Genomic DNA, 21,571 nt, shown 5'->3' on the forward strand with positions numbered 1-21,571 from the left:
AAGGCCAGGGCTCTGCCCTGGACCCGGCAGGGGTCAGGGGACCCCTGCACCCCACTCGCGCTGCGCGGCACAGAAATCATGGGTTCCAAGGGCGAAGCCCTTGGCAGGTCCAGGGCGGAGCCCTGGTGGGGCGCGGGGCAACGCCCCGCCACTGCCTGACATGGCCCGCAAGCCCAACGCCCCGCCCCCGGCCCTGCCCAGCCGCGAGGCGATCCGTCGTTTCATCCGCGAATCCCCCGGCCGTGTCGGCAAGCGGGAGATCGCCCGCGAATTCGGCCTGGACGCCTCCCAGCGCGTGGAGTTGCGTGATCTGCTGAAGGACCTCGCCCGCGAGGGCGAGGTCGCGCCTGCCGGCCACCGCCGGTTCCGCGCCCCCGGCCGTCTGCCCGAGGCGATGGTGGTGCAGGTCACCGGCACCGATCCGGATGGCGACCCCATCGCCCGGCCGGTCGAGTGGGAGGGCGATGGCCCGCCGCCGATGATCCTGATGCGCCCCGAGCCGCGCGGCGTTCCGGCGCTGGCCCCGGGCGAGCGCGTGCTGGCACGGCTGCGCCAGATCGTCGGCAACAAATACGAAGGCCGCACGCTCCGGCGCCTGACCGACGAGCCGGGCCGCGTGCTCGGGGTCTACCAGCCGACTCCGCAGGGCGGCGGGCGCATTGTGCCCACCGACCGACGCTCCCGCGCGGAATGGCGGGTTCCACCGGGCGAGGACGGCGCGGCGCAGCCCGGCGAGATCGTGCTGGCGACCCCCCTGCCCTCGACCGGCTATGGCCTGAAGCCCGCCCGGGTGGTCGAGCGCCTGGGCAATGTGGGCGACGCGCGGTCGGTCAGCCTGATCGTCATCCACACCCACGAGATCCCGAACGACTTCCCCGCCGCCGCCCTGGAACAGGCGGAGAAGGCCCGGAGCGTCGGCGCGGACGGGCGCACCGACCTGCGCGACGTGCCGCTGGTGACGATCGACGGCGAGGATGCGCGCGATTTCGACGACGCGGTGTTCGCTGAACCGGATGGCGAGGGCTTCCGCCTGCTGGTGGCGATCGCCGATGTCGCGCATTACGTGTGGCCGGGCTCACCGCTCGACCGCGCCGCCCGTCTGCGCGGCAATTCCTGCTATTTCCCCGACCGCGTCGTGCCGATGCTGCCGGAGGCGCTGTCCAACGGCTGGTGCAGCCTGCGCCCGAACGAGGATCGCGGCTGCCTGTTCGTCGAGATGCGCATCGACGCCGCCGGGCGGAAGCAGTCGCATCGCTTCGGCCGCGGCCTGATGCGCAGCGCCGCCCGCCTGACCTATACCGAGGTCCAGGAAGCGCGGGACTCCGGCCGGGACCTCGGCCTGCCGGTTCCGGCGCTGTATGCCGCCTACCGGCTGTTGCTGGCGGCGCGGGAAGCGCGCGGCACGCTCGACCTCGACCTGCCCGAGCGCAAGGTGGTGCTCGACGATGCCGGCCGGGTGGTCTCGGTCACGCCGCGGCCGCGGCTGGACAGCCACCGGCTGATCGAGGAATTCATGGTGCTGGCCAATGTCGCCGCCGCCGAGGAACTGGAGCGGCTGCACCAGCCATGCGTCTACCGCGTGCATGCCCCGCCCTCGGAAGAGAAGCTGGAGGCGCTGCGGAGCTTCCTGCGCACGCTGGATATCTCCCTGCCACCCGGCAACCAGTTGCATCCGCGCGACCTCGACCGGGTGCTGCGCCAGGTCGGCGGCAGCGAGCAGGCGGCGTTGATCAACGAGGTGATGCTGCGCAGCCAGTCCCAGGCCGCCTATGCAACGGAGAATATCGGTCATTTCGGTCTGGCACTGGCCCGCTACGCCCATTTCACCAGCCCGATCCGCCGCTATGCCGACCTGCTGGTGCACCGCGCCCTGGTGCGCGGGCTGCGGCTCGGGCCGGGCGGGCTCGACGACGACGAGCCGGCGCAACTGGCCGACACCGCCGAGCATATCACTGCAACCGAACGCCGGGCAGCCCTGGCCGAACGCGACGCCATCGACCGCTATCTGGCCGCCTTCATGGCCGACAAGGTCGGCACGGTGTTCGCCGCGCGCATTTCCGGCGTGACCCGGTTCGGTCTTTTCGTCACAGTTGCGGACAGTGGCGCGAGCGGACTCGTGCCGGTTTCCACGCTGCCCGATGATTTCTGGTTTCATGACGAAGCGACGCAGACCCTCTCGGGACGACGGACACGCATCGAGTTCCGCCTGGCCCAGGAGGTGGACGTGATGCTGAGCGAAGCGAGCCCGGTGACCGGCGGGCTGGTGTTCCATGTGCTGCAGGGCGCCGGGCCGGGGGCGGCGCGCGAAAGGGGACGGCCACGGCGAAGGTGAGAACCGCCTGGCTGCTGCTGCTGCCCCTGCTGTTCGGCGGCCCGGCCGCCCTGGCCGAGCCGTTCCTGCCCGGCCAGGGGCTGAATGCGGGACTTGTGGCCCAGGTCTCGGCCACGGCGCTGGACTTCATCGCGCCACGCACGCTCGATCCGGTGCCGGTCAGCCAACTGGCGGTCTGGGGACTGCGCGGCCTGACCTCGCTTGATCCGCGGCTGTCGGCCGAGCTGCGCGACAACACGCTCAGGCTGGCCAGTGACGGCCAGGGCCTGTTGCTGCGCCCCTCGCCCCCCGATGACGACGCGGAGGGCTGGGGCGAAGCGGTGGCCCAGATGGTACGGGCCGCCTGGGACCGCTCCGAGGCGGTGCGCCAGGCCGGCACCCAGGGCATCATCCGCAGCTTCTTCGACGAGTTGTTCAACCATCTCGACCCCTATTCCCGCTACGCCGCCCCGGCAGAGGCGGACGCGGAACGGGCCCGGCGCACCGGCCGCGCCGGCATCGGCGTGCAGTTGGCGCGCCGCAACCGCCAGATCGTCGTGCAGGACGTGGCCACCGACGGCCCCGCGGCACGGGCCGGGGTGCGGCCGGGAGACCGCATCCTGGCGGTGGATGGCCAGAACACGAACGCGGCCAGCCCGGACGCGGTGACGGCCTTGCTGAACGGGCCGGAAGGCACCCGGGTGAGCCTGCTGCTGCGCGGCCATGACGGGCGCCGCCGCCGCGTCGATCTGGAACGCGCCCTGGTGCCGCCGGAAACGGTGGTGCCCACCCGCATCGGCGAGCTGCTGGTGCTGCGCATCTCCGCCTTCGCCGGCGACACCGGCCTGCGCCTCGCCCATGAGCTGGAGCGCGGCCTGGCCGCCAATCGCCCGCCGCGCGGCGTGGTGGTCGACCTGCGCGGCAACCGGGGCGGGCTGCTGCGGCAGGCCGTGGCGGCGGCCGACACGCTGATCCCCGAGGGCGTGGTGACGATGACCCTCGGCCGGGATCCCGACGCCGATCATGAATTCCGCGCCGATGGGCCGGATCTCGCGTCAGGCGTGCCGGTGGTGGTGATGGTTGACGGACGCTCGGCGAGTGCCGCCGAAATCCTGGCGGCGGCGCTGGCCGACCAGAGGCGGGCGGTGGTGGTGGGCAGTTCCACCCTCGGCAAGGGCCTGGTGCAGACGATCGCGCCGTTGCCCGATGGCGGCGAGTTGCTGGTGACCTGGAGCCGCGTGCTGGCCCCGCTGGGCTGGCCGATCCAGGGGCTGGGCGTGCTGCCGCAGGTCTGTACCAGCCTGGGCGGGGAAGCGCTGGACCAGCAACTGGCGGAACTGGCGCAAGGCCGGCAGATGATGGCGCGGCCCCTGCACCGCCACCGCGCCGCCCGCGCGCCGCTGCCCGCCCCGGAAATCCTGGAGATCCGCAATGCCTGCCCGGCCGCCGAGGGCCGCGATGCCGACCTCTCCGCCGCACGGTTCCTGATCGAAACCCCGAGCGCCTATGGCGCGGCGCTGATCGGCCCGCCCCCGGCCAGGCCCCAGGCCGGACCCTAAAGCCGCTTGACGCGCCACGCCTGTTGCGCCATGAGGCCCGTCCTTCGAGGGGTTATCTGCCATGGCGAAGACGAACACTGTCCAGATCAAGCTGGTGTCGACCGCCGACACCGGGTACTTCTACGTCACGAAGAAGAACGCGCGCGCCCAGACGGGCAAGCTCGAGTTCCGCAAATACGATCCGGTCGCGCGCAAGCACGTCCTGTTCAAGGAAGCCAAGATCAAGTGAGCCCGGCCGGCCAGTCAGGCCGGCCGCTCTCATCTGCAGACTCGCCCGCCCGCCGGTGACGGCCGGGCGCGTTTTTGCGTTGCGTTGACCACTCGCGGAACGATCGGCCCCCTCCCTCTCGCCGGGATGGTAACAGGCCAGGGCGGACCGTTCCCGGTCAGCACCACTCCGTTCCTGCGGTTTCCACCCGGTTGCGGCCGCCATTCTTGGCGCGGTACATCGCTTGGTCGGCCGCCTGCAGCAGCAGCTCCGCGCTTTGGACACCGGCGTGGCTGAAGGCAACGCCGATGCTGACGGTCAGGGAATGGACCACGCCCCGTTCCGGCTGGAACGCCAGTTCCTCGACGGACAGGCGCAGTCGTTCGGCCGCCACCATCGCCTCCTGCGGGCCGGCCCCCGGCATCACCACCACGAACTCCTCGCCACCGTAACGGGCGATGCTGTCGAACACGCGGGTACGGCTGCGCAGCGTGTCCGCCACCTCCCTCAGGGCGCGATCGCCAACGGCGTGGCCGAAGCGGTCATTGATCTGCTTGAAATGGTCCACATCCACCATCATGACCGCCAGCCCGCCGGCATGGTACGAGGCCAGCAACCCGCGCAGGTGCGGCAGCAGGTAACGCTGGTTGTAGAAGCCGGTCAGCGGGTCGGTCAGGGCCATTTCCAGCGCATGGCCGAGATCGGCGCGTAACCGGTCCTGGTAGAATTTGCGGCGGATCTGGTTGCGCGCCCGCGCCCGCAACTCGTTTCCGTCGATCGGGCGCAGCACCCAGTCATTGGCACCGAGATCGAAGCCGCGCAGCAGGCGCCCCTTCTGTTCGGGTTCGGCGACCAGCAGCAGCGGAATGTCCTGGGTGGCATCGGTGGCGCGCAGACGCGAGGCCAGGCGCAGCGGATCCTGCTCCGTCATCGACAGGCTGAGCACGACCAGATCGAACGGAACGGTCGCGACGAGCGCCAGGGCCTCGGCTTCCGACGCGGCGCGGCCCGCCAGGACCCCCTCCCGCGACAACGCATCCTGCACGATCTGCGCGCCCGGATCCCAATCATCCACCACCAGCGCGCGGGCACCGGCGATCGCGGGCTGCGCCATCGTATCGTCAACCAGTCCGAGCACGCGCGCGGTCTCGCCGCGCAACCGCCATTCGTCGAGCAGGCGCTTCAGCCGCACCAGCGACTTCACCCGCGCGAGCAGCGTGTCGTACTCGACCGGCTTGGTGAGGAAATCATCCGCCCCTGCCTCAAGGCCACGCAGCCGTTCCTCCGGCGCCCCGAGGGCCGTGACCATCACCACCGGAATGTGAACGGTGCTGATATCGTCCTTCAGCCGGCGACAGGTCTCGTAGCCGTCCATTTCCGGCATCATGACATCGAGCAGCACCAGATCCGGCTGCCAGGCCCGCGCAAGGCGCAGCGCCTCCGCCCCATCCGCGGCAGTCGCCACCTGGTAATATTCGGCGGACAACTTCGCCTCTAGCAGCCACCGGTTCAGCGGCACGTCGTCGACGATGAGGATGCGTGCAGTCATCGCGCCGAATCGACCTTCGGGGGCAATGGGTGTCGACCGGCGACCATATCAGGTTGCAGGCGAAGCACGAAAGCAAGGGCTCGCGGCTCCGGCGAGACGCCGGATGACGGCCGGTTTCCTGGCGGAACGGCGCCGCCTTGCGGCCCCGCATGCCATGCTGTAGCAGTTCCGGGACGTAATGATAATCCCCAACAGCGAAGTGCAGTGTTCCATGAGGGATATGCCGAACGTGAGAACCATGGCGGCAGAAACCGCTGAATACCGTCACAGAACTGTCACAAACAATACTGGCATGTTCTTGCGGCGCTGGCTGGCCAATCCGCTGCAGATGGGGTCGGTGATTCCATCCGCCCCGGCATTGTGCCGGCGCGTCGCCGCCCAGGTGCGTTGCACCGCTGACGAGGTGGTCGTGGAACTCGGTGCCGGAACGGGCGTGGTCAGCCGGGCGCTGCTCGCCTCCGGCCTGCGGGCCGAAAAACTGGTCGTGGTGGAGATCGTGCCGGACATGGCGAACCACCTGCGCCGTGTGCTGCCGGGCGCGACGGTGATCGAAGGCGATGCCCGCGCCCTGCCCGACCTGCTGCCCGCACACTGGCACGGACACGTCGGCACGGTCATCTGCGGCATTCCGCTGGTGCTGCTGCCACTGGCCGAGCAACGCCGTTTCATCGACGCGATGACGGCGGTCGCCCCCGGCCGCGGCTTCCTGCACTACAGCTACTGTGTCACCTCGCCCCTGCCGGCCAGCCGGCACGGACTGGAGGCCAGACGTGAAGCCTGGACCCCGCTGAATTTCCCGCCCGCGAGCGTGTGGCGCTACACCCCGGCCGGCTGAGGCCGCCTGCCCCGCCGGCCAGCGCGGCCGGGATTGCGGTCAGTCGGTCGCAGGAACATCCTTCGCCGGCGCACGTGCCCGGTCCTCGAGTTCCTTCACCGTGAGACCGGCCGGCACCGAGCCGGGAAGGACACCATCACCGGCCGCTTCATGCGCCCTGTCCATTTCGCTTGAGGCGGGGCTGGTGGCCGGGGTGGATGGGGTGTCGTTGCCGGATCGAGAGTCGGTCCTGGACATGGCTGTGCTTCCCTTGAGGAAAAGCCCTGGCGGCGTGACCGATCGCTACGCCGGCGGCGACGCGGTGGTGTCGATCTGCTCGACCTGCGCCCCGCTGTCCGGGCGGGCCGGCCCCAGCACCGGTTCCGCGCCGAGCGCGACATTCTGGCGGACGCTGAAGTGTCCGCGGCCATCCAGCGACGCGCCTTCGGTGAAGCGGCCGGAGGGCGGTGGCGTGCCGTCCTTGCCGGTACCCAGGAAGACATAGCTGAATTCCTGCTTTTCCTTGCTCTGGTCGAAGCTGTTGGGGATCGGCAGGGCACCGGGACCGCCCGGTTCCTCCACCACCGCCAGCCATTGCTGCTGGTGCATGGTGTCGCGCGCGATCAGGAAGCTCAGCATGTCCCGCATGCCGGCATCATGGGTCGCATTGTAGAGGCGCACCGCCAGCAGGCGGCCGGTTGCCTCCGCCGTGACGTTGGCGAACATGTCAGCGGCGAGGTTGCCGCTGGCATAGACGCATGCCTTCCACCATATGGCGCGGCCGTTCGCCACCGCCGAGCACGGCGCCGACGAGGGACCTGGCGCCCGCCGCGCTTTCCTGCAAGGTCGTCGGCGCATTCTCGAGATTCAGCGCGACGGCGGTCGCCAGCATCTCGACGTGCCCGATCTCCTCGGTCGCGGTATGCAGCAGCATGTCGCGGTATTTGTTCGTCGGCCCGCGGGCGCCCCAGGCCTGGAAGAAGTACTGCAGGCAGACGCGGATCTCGCCCTCGATCCCGCCGATGGCCTGCTGCAGTTGCCTGGCGAACAGCGGATCCGGGGTGTCCACGCGGACGGGACATTGCAGGCGCCGGTCGTGAAAATACATGAATGATCCTGGGTCTTTTTGTTTTTGCCGTGCCCGTGCATCGGCGGACGGTGCCACCGAGCAGCAAACAGGATCGACTTCCGGCAGTTCTATGTTCCCGGCATCGTGCGCGGGTCCGGGATAGACCGGACCGCTACAGCATCGGCCGCCCGCCCGTCACCGGCAGCAAGGCACCGGTGATGTAGCTGGCTTCGCCGGATGCCAGCAGGACATAGGCGGGGGCAAGTTCCGCCGGCTGTCCCGCACGGCCGAGCGGCGTGTCCTTGCCGAAGTTCGCGACCTTTTCCACCGGCATGGTGGACGGAATGAGCGGCGTCCAGATCGGGCCCGGCGCCACGCAGTTCACGCGAATGCCGCGCCCGGCGATCAGTTGCGCCAGCCCCGCGGTGAAATTGGCGATGGCGCCCTTGGTGGTGGCATAGGCCAGCAATTGTGGCGATGGGGTCTTGGCGTTGATGGACGTGGTGTTCACGATCGCGCTACCCGGCGGCATGTGCGGCACGGCCGCCTGGCACAGATAGAATATCGCATAGATGTTGATGCGGAAGGTATGGTCCCATTCCTCCGCGCTGATCTCCTCGAGAGCCTGGTGGGTGCGCTGCATCGCCGCGTTGTTGACCAGGATGTCGAGACGCCCGAAGGCCTGCAGCGCCCGCTCCACGATGCCACGGCAATGACCCTGATCGGCAATGTCACCGGCGATCAGCTCGACGCGCCGCCCGGCCTGCTCCACCCAGCGCGCGGTTTCGCGGGCATCCTCGTGCTGCTCGAGATACGAGATCAGGACATCGGCGCCCTCGCGGGCGAAGGCGATCGCCACCGCCCGGCCGATGCCGCTGTCGCCGCCGGTGATGATGGCGGCCTTGCCCGCGAGCCGTCCTGATCCCTTGTAGCTGTGTTCGCCATGGTCGGGCGTCGGTTGCATCTCTTCCGTCCGGCCGGAAGGAGCCTGCTGCTGCTTCGGGAAAGGCGGCTGGGGATGGGCCAGTTGCGGATCCTGGGTCATGGCGGTTTTCCCGGTTGGGGCTGGGATCTGGCGCAGCGGCCCCGCAATGCCTGCGATGGCGGGCGCCAGGAAGGGATACAGGCTTGCCCCCCCGGTGGTTCCGGGACGTGCCGGCGGCGCGCCGATCACGAAACCACGCGAATCGGCAGACATCCTCTTGTCTGCTGCGGATTTGCCGCCTGATGAACCGGGATGCGCGGGGATGACCCGTCCGGCAGTCCCCCGCGCTCCTGCATGCTTAGCTCGGCGGCGGCGCCGAGGACTGTCCCTGGCTGCGGGCGAGCTTCAGTCCCTCCTCGTCGTGCGGCGCGCCGGATTCCGCGTCCGTGCCCAGGGGGGCTGCCGCCGGGTCCACCACGGCCACCTTGTCACGGGTCGCGCCGCTGTCGATCGCCCGACGGAGCTGGTCGGCATTCTCCGCCTTCCCGGCATGCAGGGCCGTGGCCGGCCGCAGATCGCTCGACCGCGGATGGTCCGCCGGCGGCTTGCCGAGCGTCTCGGCCATGGATGCCATGCGGACCAGTGGCGTGCTGTCCGCTGCGCGGTCATCCGGCACAATGCGCGTCGTAGCCGCGATCCCGGCTGCCACAAGCCCGAGCAGCAGATGCGGCAGCCACACCTGCTCGGCGAAGCCGAACAGCCAGGGCGAGGCCGCCAGGAACACCCCGGCCACGGCATCCATGCCCAGATGCACCGGCATGGGCAGGATGCGCGCTATTCCGCGCTCGTAATCGGTCATCAGGCTCTGGACGATGATGACAATGCCAACGAGGGTGGGCACCCATTCCGCGGCACCGCCGTCGGCGAAGCCGAACAGGTAGGGGGACGCCAGCAGCAGAATGCCGAGGGCGTAGTCGAGCATTCCATGGATGCGGGTGGGAATCCGTTGCATGTTGCACTCCTCCGGCCGTGCCTGGGCGCCTCAGTCGCGCCACCGCCCAGAACGCATCGCGCCGGCATGGGGTGCCATGCACCGCCACGCGGCCCTGCGCAGGCGCCTACCGTTCCCCGATGAACCCCCGTAGATCGGCGAGCAGCGCCGGGTCGTTGATCACCCGCGGCACCTTGTTCTGCCCGCCAAGCCTGCCGCGCCGGCGCATCCAGGCGGCAAAGGTCCCGGGCGGCACCAGCCGGACCTGCGGCGGCAGCATGCCGAAATCACCACGCCGGTGATCGGCGTAATCGGCATTCAGCCGTGCCAGCGCCGCGTCGAGCACCCTGGCGAAGGGGACCGCGTCGTCCGGCACCAGCGATGCCAGCTCCACCACGAACAGGTGTCCACCCCGCGGCTGGCCGGCAGTCGGGAACAGCGGGCCGGCGGCATAATCCGCCACCCCCGCGGCGAAGGCCCGGGCGGCTTCGGTGACCGCCGCATCCAGCTCCTGCGCGATCAGGTGCTCGCCAAAGGCCGAGAGGGTGAAAGCCGTACGGCCGGTCACCAGCAGGCGGGGTGGATCACGGTCCGTCAGCACCACGGTGTCGCCGAGCACATAGGACCACAGCCCGGCATTGGTGGTGAGCACCAGGGCGTACTCCACCCCCGGCTCCGCCGTGCCCAGCCAGCGCCGGTCCGGATCGGGCCGGTCGAGCGCGTCCGGCCGCACGAATTCGAAGAACAGCCCCCGGTCCGTCATCAGGCGCAGCCCTTCGCCCGGCCCGCGATCGGCGACGGCGATGAAGCCCTCGCTGGCCGGGTACACCTCGCGCGTCTCGGCGTGGCTGCCCTCCAGCCAGGCGGCCATGGCGTCGCGATAGGGCGTGAAGGCGACGCCGCCATGCACCAGCAATTCAAGATCCGGCCAGTACTCCACCAGCCGGCGCGGACGCCCCGGGCGCAACGCCGCGAGTTGCTCGAAGAACAGCAGCATCCAGCTCGGCGTGCCCGAGATGCTGCGGATGTCCTGCGCCAGCGAGCCAGGGGCAAGCGCCGCCACCTTCGCCTCCCAGTCGCCGATCAGCGCCAGCTCGCGCGGCGGAAAGGCACGGGCACGGGCCCACCCGGGCATGCGGTCGGCAGCGATGCCGCTGAGATCCCCCGCCCGCACCCCGGGGGCGAGCCGTTCCAGCGCGACGCTGCCGCCGAGCAGGAAATTCCGCCCGCCGAACACCCGTGACCCCGGCCGGGCGGCGAGATGGAACGCCATGCAGTCGAATGCCGCCCCGGTATTGGACCGCATCATCGCGGCACTGACGGGAATGTGCTTGGTCGGGCCGCCGGTGGTGCCGCTGCTCTGGGCAAAGCAGGGAATCAGGCCGGGCCAGGTGACGTCACGGAGCACGGGAAAGGCGGGCTGCCAGTACTCGCGCCAGAACGCCTCGTAGCGGCGCAGCTTCACGCGTGCCTGGTAGTCCGCGACCGTGCGGATCTCGGCGAAGTCGTGATCGCGGCCGAAGCGGGTGCCGGCGGCGCGGCGCAACAGCCGCGCGAGCGTGGCGCGCTGGGCCCGCAGCGGATCCATGCCCGCCAGTACCGCGCGGCGACGGGCGGCGAAGGCGCGCAGCAAGGGGGTGGCGTCGATCATGGCGGCAGCAGCCGGGTGTGATGCGGCCAGGCACGTGCCGCCTCGGGCTGCAGCGGCACGGTAATATAGCACCCCGCCCGCCAGAGCGGCACCTGATCGGCGGCATTGGCGGAGCCAAGCCAGCCATCCTGCCCGCCCAGCAGCACGAAGCCGTTGGCATTCGGATCCGCAAGGTCGGAGACGTGGCGGGCGCAGGCGCCGAACGTCACCCGGTGACGTCCGCGCACCAGCCCGTGCCCGGTCTTGTTCAGCGTGTCATTGCCGCCCGCGGCGGCAAAATCGGGCACGGCGTAGCGGCCGCCGACCAGCGGCAGGGACGCCAGCGGATGCCGCAACGCCAGCCGGTGCACCGCCCCCCAGGTGCCATGCCGGCGCAGCGCCCGGGCCGCCGCATGCAAGGCCGCACCGAGCGCCCGAGGCGGGGCCTGTGCGATCCGCCGCGCGATCAGCGCCCGCCCGCTCCAGATCGCCGTGAGCAGGGCCAGGCTTTCGGCCGGAACCAGCCGGTGAGCGAGCGCCGCCACGAAGACCTCGAACACCAGCGCCCCGCGGGAGGAGGCGTCATAGGCTCCGTCCCAGGCGGCAAGCACCCGCAGGGCTTCCGCGTCCTGCGGCGAAGGCGGCGGGATCCGCGGCAACAGGGCATCGCGCAGCCCGAGCGCCGCGGGCTGGCGCACATCCTGCTGCAAGGCGCGCATCGCTTCCGGCGTGACCGGATCCGCCGCTTCCAGCAAGGACCGCAGGCGCCGGACCCGATCGGGCGGGGAGAAGAAGAAGCCAACCGGCACGGAGGTCGCTTCGGGACGGTCATTGGCCGAAACCACCGGGATATCGCCGACGCCGGCGAAGGCGGTCCCCGGCACCAGATCGTCCAGCGTCCAGGCCAGGTGCGGCGGGCAGACCGGCCCGGCCAGGGGCGCGTCGGCGCGGCGCGGCAGATGGGCGGCAATGACGCGCCCGGCCCGCCCGGACGGTCCCGCCTCCACCGCCAGCATGGTCTGGCCGGGAACGGCGAACCCCTCCAGGGCGGTGCGGAACCCCGCGAAATCGCGGGCCCGCATGACCCCCAGCATCGCGGTCATTTCGTCGCTCGGCCGGTGCCCGACCCAGCGCAGCGCCAGGGGACGACGGGAGGACAACAGGATGCCGTCGCTGACCACCGGGCCGAACCGGGTCTCCCGCAGCGTCAGCGTGACCGGACGGCCTCCCTTCACCCGGATCACCTCCTGCCGCACGGTCATGGGCTCGGCCGCAACGTCCACGAGTTCGCTGCTGGCGGCATGCAGGTTGGTCCCGCCCCAGGCGATCCAGCGATTGCGCCCCAGCGCCACCACCGGCAGACCGGGGATCATCAGGCCGACCACATCAAGGCCCGGCGCATGCAGCCCGGCGATCAGCCATAGCGGCGGCAGGGTGATCGCCAGATGCGGGTCGGACGCGATCATCCCCGCGCCATCACGGCCGCGGCGAGCGGGTACGGCGGCGGAATTGCTGCCGCGGACCAGCGTCAGCACCGCCTCGGCCTCCCGCGCCGGCCAGGGCAGCGTGTCGCCTTGCTGCATCAGCGGCCAGAGCGTCTCCCACTCAGCCCCCGACAGCCTCGCCTGCCCGTGCAGCAGCCGGGCAAAGACCAGCCAGGACACATCGGTCGCGGCCAGCCGGCCGACTGCGAGCAGGTCCGCGAGCGTCCAGGGCCCCGGCGTCAGGCCGAGCAGGCGGAATTCCGGCGGCAGGGCCGGAGCATGGGCGATATGGTGATTGACGCCGGCAACGAAGCCTTCCGCCCAGACCCGGGTCGAGCGCAGCAGCATCGCCGCGATGCCGGGCACCGCCCGATCGAGGCGCATCAGCCGCAGCGCGTGGTCCAGTTCGATGCCGGCCCGGCCGATCACCTCGGCAACCCGCCCGGTGGCGAGCCGGCGCATGAGCTCCATCTGCGCCAGCCGCAGATGCGCGTGCACGACCCCCAGCCCGACCGCGAGATCAGGCTCGTTCGCGGCTTCGATGCCAGGAACCTGATGCTCGTCCCAATGGATCCGCACGGGCTCGCGCACCGGCAGCCCCTGGCACGGGATGTTGCGCAGGCGCGCGGCGGTGGTCACGGGAGGGGGCCGGCCGGCGCGGACCACACGCCAGATCAATCCGGCGACCAGCGCCAGCCCTGCCAGGTTTGGCCTGCGCATGGGATGCCTCCTTGCGGTGGGCCTCCCGACGGTCGGCTGCTGGCGCGGGATGCGGGACTGAAAGAACCACGCCCAGGCATGGTTCCCGCAACGCCACGGTCCCGCGGGTGGCTACACGCCGTAGCGGTCGCGCATGACCTGTCGCAGTTCGTCCATCTGGGCCTGCGTCAGCGGACACAGGGCCAGCACCGCTTCCGGCAGGCTGGCATGTTGGCCGACCGCCACCGCACCGCCACGCACCTGCACCGGACGGTGCCGGCGGGTCACCACCACGCCGGCTTCCAGGCGAATCGTGAAGCCGGGAAGCTGGCTGTCGGGGGGATAGATGCGGATCAACTCGCCGGCATCGGTCGGATCGGCGGTCAGGGCCCAGCCACCAGGCGCGACCGCGGCCCAGGCATGGGCGAAGGCAAGATCATGGTCGGGAAAAGTGGCGTTCGCAGTCGGGGCAACCGCAGGGGAAGCATCGAGGGGCACGGGCAGGCGCCTTCAGGAGAGGTTGATGTTCACGTCACCATTCGTTTGCATCCGGAATCGGTTTCACTTTCGGACACGATCCATCGACTTGTCGCGCACAAGTGATCCGCTCCCGGGCCACCCCCTTTCATGCCATTTCGTGCGTGATCCTTGTTGGCTTTTCTTACGCTGCCATACGGTTCCCCGCCTGTTGCGGCAACGCGGCCACAGGGCTGAAATGAATGCACATCCGCACAAGCGCGCAGATCGTCACGACCGGGGCCCAATCAGCCGTCGCGGCAGACAGGCCGGGCGGCAAGCGCGTTCACGCGTTCGAGCAACTGCTGATGGTGATAGGGCTTGCACAACACCTCCATGGCCTCGGTGGCGCCGTGGCCGGCCAGCACCTCGCGGGCATAGCCAGAGGTCAACAGGATGCGCAGCTCCGGCTGCAGGCGTTGCGCTTCCCGGGCCACGGTGATGCCGCTGACGCCGCTCGGCAGCACCACGTCGGAGAAGAGGACATCGAAATGCTCGCCGGAGCGCAGCGCCACCAGCGCCCGGGATCGTCCTTGACGACCGGCAGGGACATCGCGGCGCTCGGCCTTGCGGGGAAGGCGGGTACCTCCGTGGCATCGTCCGGTGAGAGATCACGGGGGAAATACAGTGACACGGTGGTGCCCACGCCCGGCGTGCTGTCCAGGGTAACGGCCCCCCCCCGGACTGGTGCATGAAGCCGTGCACCTGGGCCAGCCCAAGCCCCCCTTGCCGACCTCCTTGGTGGTGAAGAACGGCTCGAACACATGCGCCAGGATCTCCGGCGGCATGCCCGTGCCGTTATCCCGGACGCTGACCCGCACATACTGCCCCGGCGCAAGTTCCAGCGCCTGCCCCGCCGCGACATCGATGTCGCAGTTGCCCATGGCGAGGACCACCTGCCCCCCGGACGGCATGGCATCGCGCGCATTGATGACGAGATTGAGGATCGCCGATTCGAACTGGGCGTGATCGGCCCGGCACGGCCACAGCTCTGCGGCGATATCCATGCGCACCGTGATGCTTTCGCCGACGGCCCGTTGCAGCAACTCGGCCAGGTCCCCGACGAGGCGGCTGAAGAGAAGGCGCTCGGCATGCAGCGATTGCCGGCGCGAGAAGGCCAGCAACTGGCGCGTCAACTTCGCCCCCGGTCGATGGCATGCTTGGCGCGCGCGATCACCGGTGGTGCCTCCGGGGCGCGGCCATGCGCGAGCCGGCGTTCCAACTGCTCCAGGCTGCCGAGCACCACCAGGAGCAGATTGTTGAAATCATGCGCGACGCCGCCGGTCAGCTGGCCGACCGCTACCATTTTCTGCGCCTGGGCAAGCTGGCGTTCCAGTTGGCGCCGTTCGGTGATGTCCTGTGCCGTCTCCAGGATACGCACCGCCTGCGTGTCCGCACCGGCAAGCGGCTGCAGAATGCTTTCGGCAATGCGGGTGCCGCCCGAAAAAGGAAAGCTGGTGTCGAACCGCATGGCCTGGCGGCCGGCGGCACAGGCACGGTAGCGGGCGACCTGGCTCTCGCCCGCCTCGCCTGCCAGCACGTTCTCCTGCACCCGCAGGCCCAGCATGTCAGCGGCGGGGCGGCCGGCGAGGCGCTCGACCGCCGGGTTGACCGCCTCGTAGGTGACCTTGCCATCGCCACCGACCCGCACGACGAAGACCATGTCGGGAACGTTCTCGAAGATGGCGCGGAAACGGGCCTCGCTGGCCACCAGGGCGGCGGTGCGATCGGCGACCTGGCGCTCCAGTTCCGCATGCTGCCGCGCCAGCACCTCCCGCGCCGCGACGATCTCGGAAATGTCGGTGGCGGTGCCGAACCACAGGCGAATCCCGCCGCTCTCGTCGCGCAACGGCTTCGCCTGGCCAGTGAGGGCGCGATACGCGCCGGCGGCGTTGCGGGCGCGGAACTCGGCCTTGAAGACATGGCCGCGCTGCACCGCTTCGGCCCAGGCGGCAACGATGCACCCCCGGTCATCCGGATGCAGGCAGGTCGCCCAGCCATCCCCCAGCCCGGCCTCCACCGACAGGCCGGTGAATTCCGTCCATTGCGGGTTGAGATAGTCCAGGCCGCCATCGGGACGTGCGGTCCAGACGATCTGAGGGATGGTTTCGGCCAGAAGGCGATAGCGCCGGTCTGCCTCGTGCGTGGCCTGCGTCACCGCCAACTGCCGCCGGGACCGCTTGCCGCGCGCATGGATGCGGAGCATCGCCGTCCCGAGCGCCGTCGCCGCGAGCAATGCGAGGATGTCGCCATCCCACTGGAGCCTCTGGTTGCGGCGCAACGGACCGAACACCACGCCATCCGGCGCCGCCGCGAAGATCCGCCACCCGGTCAGCACCGAAGTGGCGGCGGCAACCGCCAGCTCCGCCGCCGCCACCTGCCCCCGCACCAGGCCGGGACGCGCATGGGTGAAGACAGAGGGGGCTGGCGCGCCCACGCACGGATCGGCCGGCGTCTCCGAGTCAGACAGCGCCACGAACAGACCGTCGGTATCGACGATGAAGGCCGATGGCGTCTTACGCGACGCGGTGGACCAACAGATCCGCCGGATCCGCGGCGCGCCGGCCTATCTCGCCACGGTCGCGCCCTTCGGGGTGACCGCGAAGGACATGCCGGACCGCAACACCGCAGACCTCTGCCGGGCCGACTGACCGACCGGATGGCAGAAACTCAAAAATTGATGATCATCACAGAATATTCCCCAGAATGCGTCCCCCCGGGGACTGCTTGCCGCTTCTGAAGGCGCCTCGCCGCAGTCGCAGCATTTGGAAGAGGATTCGTGACCCCGGAAACCGCAAAAATGCAGCACGTGCCAAATAAATGGTTGGTCGGTTAACTTTGCGGCTGTGGGGTTATTTGTTGCAGGATAAACGTGACACAAGCCGCGCCGATCAAGGCGCCCACCGAACTGGCAGCCCAGTCTGCCACTGCGGGATTTCGGCCCGGTGACAGGGCCTGCAGCGGTTCCAGCACTGCAGCATAAGCCACCATTGCGGCAGAAATTCGGAATGGGCGCCGGTATGAAAGACCAAGGAGCAATGTCGTCCCCGCATACGCCAACGCATGCTCGATGAGTCCACCAAGGCTGGTGCGGACCATCTCTTCGGCCGGAAGCAAAGACAAGACTGCAATGACCACGATGCATGCCCATCCAGCAATCCTGATCCCACGCAGCAGCCAGATTTCGTTCATCTTTATTGCAAACCTCTAACGAAAGCGTGATGTCTACCTGCATGCCGATGATGAGGCCAGGGTCTACCCGCCGCCCATCTGGCCATGGGGGAAGCAAAATCCCGTGCGTGCCTGGCCTGGCCAACTCCGCCACACCCGATCCCACACCATCGTGACGGGCACGCTCTTCGCTTTTTCAGGCAGGCGCCGCGCCGATGGTACCTCACATTGGATCTCGACCTGCGAATCGGACGTCGGCTCAAGGGAACTTCCGGATTCCACAGGCCGAAAAACGGAGTGGAACCCTCGGGTCATCAGGCAATCCTGCGCACCGATGAATGCCGCCCTGGTCGATCGCATCGCGGATGCATTTGCAGGCTTCATCGACTGCCACTGCATCCTTATCCGACACGGCCCCCCATGCGGTCGGATGATGCTCCGGATCTCCTTCGTTCGCGCCCGCGCGCACGAGGCGCCGCGGTGGCACGGTGCCGTCTGCACTCTGCGGCTCCGGCGCTTCGGCCGCAACGCACCGTCTGACCGGAGGGGCCGTGCAGACGCCTCGATGTGCCGCCCCCTGCCCGAGAGCGCACGCGGCCCGTTACGGATCAACCTCGTGCATCCGCGGGTCTGTATCACCATGACGATGCTGGCCGCGCCGTTCATCGCCGGACACGGACAGTGCATCAGCCAAGCGTGGCACTGCTGAGACTGCGTAACATCGTCGAGATGTTGAAATGCCCGCTGTCACCAAGGCACAAAGCAAGGAAGCGTCGGTCACCCGGAGCGACCAACGGCATTCCCGCAGACGCAATACCATTGAGTCCCGTATCCGTTCGTAACATTGAGCGACATCAGTCTGTGGTAGGTACGTTCCTGTCAAAGTGACTTTATCGAATTGGAGTGAATTTGCCAGAATAAGGTCGTACGCGAAACCGAGGAAGCATCATTTGCAATCGATACGACGTGCCGGGAGGGCCGGGGCACGGACAGCAAAAAGGACAAAGAAGACCATCTGACATGGCTTTTGCCTTGTCAGAAAGGTCAGCCCCCTTCGGAAATTCTTCCGCACTGCGTCATCGCCAATCTCACGACAAGCACGTAGCTGCCTTATGCGCCTTAAAGTGAAAGTCTCGCCATGTTCAATAATCGTCTGCGTGTCGGCTTGCCCGGTGTAGGCGCCTGACGCCTCCTGCGGCCAAGCGAGTATCGTTACTTCAACACCACGCTCTGGAACACGGTCAGATCAGAATGATACCAAAAAAAATACACTATGTCTGGGTTGGCAGCCCCGAGCCTGACAGGATTCGCCGTTATATCGATAGCTGGTCTGCCACCAACCCTGATTACGAAATCATACGTTGGAATGAAGAAAATATTGATTTCTCCATACCGGCAATTCAGAACGCCTATAATCGCCGCCTATGGTCGAAGGTATCGGATATCGCCCGGTTGATGGCGGTTCTCGATCAGGGCGGAATCTATCTCGATACTGACTTCTCCATTCGCCGCAGCCTCGACTTGCTGCTCAAGCATAATTGTTTCTTCGCATTCCAACGGGTGGATCATCCAACGGATTGGGTTGCGAATGGGGTATTTGGCGCGACGCCTGGCCACTGGTTCATCAGGCAGGCGCTGGACCGCATTCTTGGACTCCGGGCCCTGCCTTTTGGCTTTGAGCGTCCGACCCGCACCGGACCAAAACTGATCACATCCCTGTTATTGCAGAACGGTCTCAAGGCATACCATCCTGATGGCGTTTATGTCCGGGACATTTATCTCTGTCCTGTCCCAGTGTTCTTCCCCTTTTTCCTGGGAGAAACGTTCACAGAGGCCTGCGTCCGGAAGGAAACCATAGGGATACATTTTTGGGAGAAATCCTGGGAAAAAGATTTACCGCGTTATATTCGCCTGGCGAAAGCCATCAAACACCAGATCGCGGGGACGCGTCTGTGATGATGGGGCAAACTGATACCGAGACAACGCTCACACGCTCCCTCCCCTCATCACCTTCCCGGGTGGCACTGATCCGTGCTGTCGGCCTGCATCCGACATCACCACTGGCCTGCCACATTCGCCGGTCGCTGGACGAGTGGGCGCACCTGGCCGCCACCGGCCACCAGCCCAGAGACGCAGCTTCATGGCGGCGCGCCGCAACGGGGACCGCCCTGCAATGGTTCGAGACCGCATCCGACGAATCCGCCCCCCCGGATGGCGCGGAGAACATGCATGACATCATCCTGGACCTGCACGGCCTGACGCCTTGCCACCAGGGACGGCTGTGGCGAATTGTCGATGGCTCCGGGCATTGTCTCCTGGCGCCGTTTTTCGCTCTCGATCATTGCTGGCGGCGACCGGCGCTCCTGCCGATGTTCCTGATTGAAAGCCGCGACGGCGGGCTTTCGTGGCATGTGCTCGCCGAGGCGTTTCCCTCGGCGGCGCATCACTATCGCGACCTGCTCGATGTGGCCGGCCGCTGCTCCGCATGGTTGATTGGCAGGGCCTTGCGCGGGCCGGCATGCCTCGCCGCAGGCGCGGGACGGGCATGGCAGCCGTTGTCACGCCCCAGGCCAGGCCGGCCTTCCCGCTTGCGTCGCTGGGCGGCCGGAACAGGCGCGCGGTGGCGTGACCGGCTCATGGCCGAGGAATGGGCCATTGCCGTCCTGGACAAGCGACCTGAAACGCTGCTGACCGACCAGGTAGTCAGCCCGTCCCACTGGATTCGGATGCCGGTGTCCCAGGGGTTCCTCGCAGATCCCTTTGCCTGGCCAGGACGCCCCGACGTTGTGCTCTGTGAAGAGTTCAACCACCGTACGGGGCGCGGGATCCTGACGGCCCTGACCACCGATGGCACCCGGATTATCACCGCCGAACCGATCATGCTCGGTGAAACCTGCCATTTATCTTATCCGTCCACATGGCAGGAGGGAGATCGGATATTCTGCCTGCCTGAGATGGCAGGCGCACGTCGGCAGATCCTGTACGAGCTTGCACCAGGAAAACCCCCTGCGCCGTTCGCGGTCATTGTCGAAGGGGTGGCGATGGCGGATGCAACGCTGTTTCGGCACGATGGACGATTTTGGATTGCCTATACCGACACTGCTTTCGGCCTGCATGACAATCTTTGCCTGATGTATGCGGATTGTCTGGAAGGACCGTGGCGGCCTTGCCGCGCCAATCCGGTCAAGATTGACATAAGGTCCTCGCGTTGCGGTGGCACGCCTTTTCATGTCGGCGACGCGCTCTATCGTCCCGCCCAGGATTGTTCTGCAACTTATGGCGGCGCACTTGTCGTTAACCGCATCGTGACCTGCACACCTCTGTCCTACGAGGAAGTGCCGGTTGCCCGGATCGAGCCCGATCCCAAGGGTTCCTTTCCGCATGGCCTGCACACGCTTTCAATGTGTGCTGGAGGCGTCCTTATCGATGGGAAACGGTGGGTGTTCGCCCCCAAGGTCGTGCTGCAGCGACTGTGGCGCCGGCTCCCACGCCCCAGGGCCGGAACAGTCACCGGGGCATAAACCCGGGCGGCGACTGCTTTGGGGCTTTCATCCAGGCGATGAAGGTATGATTCGCGGCCATTATGCCAACGCCTCTCGAACCATCCGCGCAGGCGAGGCAGCCGGCCTGTAACAGTTGGCGCTGGCGCTGCGCGACGAGATTGTCCGATTGAAGGGCTTGAAAGGCCGGCCGGTGATCAGGCCGGGCAATGATGGGGACAGCGACCGGACCGAAACGCGCCGGCCTGCATGGCAAACGTCGTAACCGCGACACCGTGACGCCATGGATGACAGTTGCAACCCAGATGATCCGGGTGGCGAATCCGGCGGGTCGCATCTCAGGAGCGACGCCCTATCAGATGCAGGATCCGGCGCTCACTGCGCGAGTGATGCGGTATCAGTACGAATGCCGGCCGGCTCCGGGAAACGAAACGATCGTGGCGCCGCTGCCCGAGATCTTGCCCCCGCGGGAATTTGCGGCATTCGAGCCGGAATTGTACCGCTCGGTGCTGATGCAGTACCACCAGGACAGATCACCGTGGAGCGGCTGGCGGCTCTGCTGCAGTGGGGCGGCTCAAGATTGCGGCGCAATAGCCATTGCGGAAAACTGTGCAGGCGCCGCTGCGCGCGCAGCACCACCGGCGCCGATCCGTCACTCTCCATCGGCCTTCATCGCCATCTGCATCACCACTTCGGCGACGCCGCGCAGGACATCATCGTCTCCAGCCTCCGCCAGCGGTTCGGCAAGCGGTCATCCATCCCCGGTCATCGGGCCGTCCCGGCTCACGGGTGAAGTGCCGCAACTCCACCGCAGCCCTTCCCCTATCTGCTGACCGTTTTTCATTACGAAATCAGAATCCATACCGGATCCGCGATCCCCTCCGTGGTTGCGTCAGTCTCCGTTGCTGCACCGGCGAGACAGGGCGACAATTCGGCAAAGCATTTCACTCCACCATCGCTGCCGCCACCCTCTTCCCGGCAGCTTCAACCCAGCCGAGCTGGAAGACGTTTTCGGCCGGATTCAACCGGATCGTTGTCACCACGCCCTGCGTTCGCTCCTGTGGTGCCGCTTCGACTACCGGGCCTTCCTACACACCCGTCACGCGCCTCCTCGCGAGGGAATCGCCAACAGGTTTAATTATTTA

19 protein-coding genes and 1 pseudogene are annotated in these 21,571 nt (G+C 67.9%); 8 read left to right on the forward strand and 12 right to left on the reverse strand.

Translation table 11 applies throughout. The features are described from left to right. Positions 1–160: 160 nt before the first annotated feature. The 3 genes from rnr to rpmG all read left to right on the forward strand — a co-directional run bounded on the left by rnr (position 161) and on the right by rpmG (position 4,099). A complete protein-coding gene (gene rnr, locus NBY65_RS05700; RefSeq protein WP_150038408.1) occupies positions 161–2,332 on the forward strand; it encodes a ribonuclease R in 2,172 nt (723 codons plus the stop codon). After that, positions 2,329–3,870, forward strand: coding sequence for a S41 family peptidase (locus tag NBY65_RS05705; RefSeq protein ID WP_150038406.1), 1,542 nt, complete (start codon positions 2,329–2,331; stop codon positions 3,868–3,870). The genes rnr and NBY65_RS05705 overlap by 4 nt, the downstream gene beginning before the upstream one ends. A 61-nt stretch (positions 3,871–3,931) precedes the next feature. Beyond that, positions 3,932–4,099 (forward strand): 50S ribosomal protein L33, encoded by a 168-nt coding sequence (gene rpmG / locus NBY65_RS05710; RefSeq protein ID WP_150038404.1) that lies wholly within the window; start codon positions 3,932–3,934, stop codon positions 4,097–4,099. A gap of 157 nt (positions 4,100–4,256) precedes the next feature. Here rpmG and NBY65_RS05715 read toward each other — a convergent pair whose 3' ends face one another. After that, entirely contained in the window at positions 4,257–5,627 is a 1,371-nt protein-coding gene (locus NBY65_RS05715) for a PleD family two-component system response regulator (protein WP_150038402.1), read from the reverse strand. Positions 5,628–5,919: 292 nt separating this feature from the next. Here NBY65_RS05715 and NBY65_RS05720 point away from each other — a divergent pair, with 292 nt between their 5' ends. Then, positions 5,920–6,462 (forward strand): class I SAM-dependent methyltransferase, encoded by a 543-nt coding sequence (locus NBY65_RS05720; protein ID WP_239002611.1) that lies wholly within the window; start codon positions 5,920–5,922, stop codon positions 6,460–6,462. 39 nt (positions 6,463–6,501) lie between these two features. Here NBY65_RS05720 and NBY65_RS05725 read toward each other — a convergent pair whose 3' ends face one another. The 10 genes and pseudogenes from NBY65_RS05725 to NBY65_RS05770 all read right to left on the reverse strand — a co-directional run bounded on the left by NBY65_RS05725 (position 6,502) and on the right by NBY65_RS05770 (position 16,231). Next, on the reverse strand, positions 6,502–6,699 hold the full coding sequence (locus NBY65_RS05725) for a hypothetical protein (RefSeq protein ID WP_150038398.1): 198 nt from the start codon (positions 6,697–6,699) through the stop codon (positions 6,502–6,504). A gap of 45 nt (positions 6,700–6,744) precedes the next feature. Further along, positions 6,745–7,549 (reverse strand): annotated as a pseudogene (locus tag NBY65_RS05730) (manganese catalase family protein). A gap of 133 nt (positions 7,550–7,682) precedes the next feature. Further along, entirely contained in the window at positions 7,683–8,555 is an 873-nt protein-coding gene (locus NBY65_RS05735; protein WP_150038396.1) for an SDR family oxidoreductase, read from the reverse strand. Positions 8,556–8,793: 238 nt separating this feature from the next. Then, positions 8,794–9,447 carry an SPW repeat domain-containing protein gene (locus tag NBY65_RS05740; protein ID WP_250265640.1) on the reverse strand — a complete coding sequence of 218 codons (654 nt, stop codon included), beginning with the start codon at positions 9,445–9,447 and terminating at the stop codon, positions 8,794–8,796. A gap of 106 nt (positions 9,448–9,553) precedes the next feature. Next, the gene (locus tag NBY65_RS05745) at positions 9,554–11,077 is read right to left on the reverse strand and encodes a GH3 family domain-containing protein (protein ID WP_150038394.1); all 1,524 of its coding nucleotides are present in this window, start codon (positions 11,075–11,077) and stop codon (positions 9,554–9,556) included. Then, positions 11,074–13,260: a penicillin acylase family protein gene (locus tag NBY65_RS05750; protein ID WP_150038392.1), complete on the reverse strand. Its 2,187-nt coding sequence runs from the start codon at positions 13,258–13,260 to the stop codon at positions 11,074–11,076. The genes NBY65_RS05745 and NBY65_RS05750 overlap by 4 nt, the downstream gene beginning before the upstream one ends. Before the next feature lie 111 nt (positions 13,261–13,371). Further along, positions 13,372–13,737 (reverse strand): hypothetical protein, encoded by a 366-nt coding sequence (locus tag NBY65_RS05755; RefSeq protein WP_150038390.1) that lies wholly within the window; start codon positions 13,735–13,737, stop codon positions 13,372–13,374. A gap of 266 nt (positions 13,738–14,003) precedes the next feature. Beyond that, positions 14,004–14,270 (reverse strand): response regulator, encoded by a 267-nt coding sequence (locus NBY65_RS05760; protein WP_162530348.1) that lies wholly within the window; start codon positions 14,268–14,270, stop codon positions 14,004–14,006. Between the two features lie 96 nt (positions 14,271–14,366). After that, positions 14,367–14,891, reverse strand: coding sequence for an ATP-binding protein (locus NBY65_RS05765; RefSeq protein ID WP_150038385.1), 525 nt, complete (start codon positions 14,889–14,891; stop codon positions 14,367–14,369). Beyond that, complete coding sequence (locus tag NBY65_RS05770; RefSeq protein ID WP_162530346.1) at positions 14,888–16,231, reverse strand: PAS domain-containing protein; 1,344 nt, start codon at positions 16,229–16,231, stop codon at positions 14,888–14,890. The genes NBY65_RS05765 and NBY65_RS05770 overlap by 4 nt, the downstream gene beginning before the upstream one ends. 22 nt (positions 16,232–16,253) lie before the next feature. Between NBY65_RS05770 and NBY65_RS05775 the strand changes: the two genes are divergently transcribed. Continuing rightward, complete coding sequence (locus NBY65_RS05775; protein ID WP_162530345.1) at positions 16,254–16,406, forward strand: hypothetical protein; 153 nt, start codon at positions 16,254–16,256, stop codon at positions 16,404–16,406. 181 nt (positions 16,407–16,587) lie between these two features. Here the strand turns inward: NBY65_RS05775 and NBY65_RS05780 are convergent, their stop codons facing one another. Continuing rightward, a complete protein-coding gene (locus tag NBY65_RS05780) occupies positions 16,588–16,947 on the reverse strand; it encodes a VanZ family protein (RefSeq protein ID WP_150038381.1) in 360 nt (119 codons plus the stop codon). A 1,224-nt stretch (positions 16,948–18,171) separates the two neighbouring features. Between NBY65_RS05780 and NBY65_RS05785 the strand changes: the two genes are divergently transcribed. From NBY65_RS05785 to NBY65_RS05795, 3 genes are all read left to right on the forward strand, one after another. Then, positions 18,172–18,882 (forward strand): glycosyltransferase family 32 protein, encoded by a 711-nt coding sequence (locus NBY65_RS05785; RefSeq protein WP_348539822.1) that lies wholly within the window; start codon positions 18,172–18,174, stop codon positions 18,880–18,882. 62 nt (positions 18,883–18,944) lie between these two features. Then, a complete protein-coding gene (locus tag NBY65_RS05790) occupies positions 18,945–20,447 on the forward strand; it encodes a glucosamine inositolphosphorylceramide transferase family protein (RefSeq protein WP_150038377.1) in 1,503 nt (500 codons plus the stop codon). Positions 20,448–20,964: 517 nt separating this feature from the next. After that, positions 20,965–21,219, forward strand: coding sequence for a hypothetical protein (locus NBY65_RS05795; RefSeq protein WP_150038375.1), 255 nt, complete (start codon positions 20,965–20,967; stop codon positions 21,217–21,219). The last annotated feature ends 352 nt before the right edge of the window (positions 21,220–21,571 follow it).

The sequence above is a fragment of the Rhodovastum atsumiense genome (genome assembly GCF_937425535.1).
Taxonomy (GTDB): Bacteria; Pseudomonadota; Alphaproteobacteria; order Acetobacterales; family Acetobacteraceae; genus Rhodovastum; species Rhodovastum atsumiense.

Excerpts from the sequence above, each read along its gene's own strand:
- rnr (WP_150038408.1), top strand. The coding sequence starts at position 161 with ATGGCCCGCAAGCCCAACGCCCCGCCCCCGGCCCTGCCCAGCCGCGAG.
- rpmG (WP_150038404.1), top strand. The coding sequence starts at position 3,932 with ATGGCGAAGACGAACACTGTCCAGATCAAGCTGGTGTCGACCGCCGAC.
- NBY65_RS05715 (WP_150038402.1), bottom strand. The coding sequence starts at position 5,627 with ATGACTGCACGCATCCTCATCGTCGACGACGTGCCGCTGAACCGGTGG.
- NBY65_RS05720 (WP_239002611.1), top strand. The coding sequence starts at position 5,920 with ATGTTCTTGCGGCGCTGGCTGGCCAATCCGCTGCAGATGGGGTCGGTG.
- NBY65_RS05725 (WP_150038398.1), bottom strand. The coding sequence starts at position 6,699 with ATGTCCAGGACCGACTCTCGATCCGGCAACGACACCCCATCCACCCCG.
- NBY65_RS05735 (WP_150038396.1), bottom strand. The coding sequence starts at position 8,555 with ATGACCCAGGATCCGCAACTGGCCCATCCCCAGCCGCCTTTCCCGAAG.
- NBY65_RS05740 (WP_250265640.1), bottom strand. The coding sequence starts at position 9,447 with ATGCAACGGATTCCCACCCGCATCCATGGAATGCTCGACTACGCCCTC.
- NBY65_RS05745 (WP_150038394.1), bottom strand. The coding sequence starts at position 11,077 with ATGATCGACGCCACCCCCTTGCTGCGCGCCTTCGCCGCCCGTCGCCGC.
- NBY65_RS05750 (WP_150038392.1), bottom strand. The coding sequence starts at position 13,260 with ATGCGCAGGCCAAACCTGGCAGGGCTGGCGCTGGTCGCCGGATTGATC.
- NBY65_RS05775 (WP_162530345.1), top strand. The coding sequence starts at position 16,254 with ATGAAGGCCGATGGCGTCTTACGCGACGCGGTGGACCAACAGATCCGC.
- NBY65_RS05780 (WP_150038381.1), bottom strand. The coding sequence starts at position 16,947 with ATGAACGAAATCTGGCTGCTGCGTGGGATCAGGATTGCTGGATGGGCA.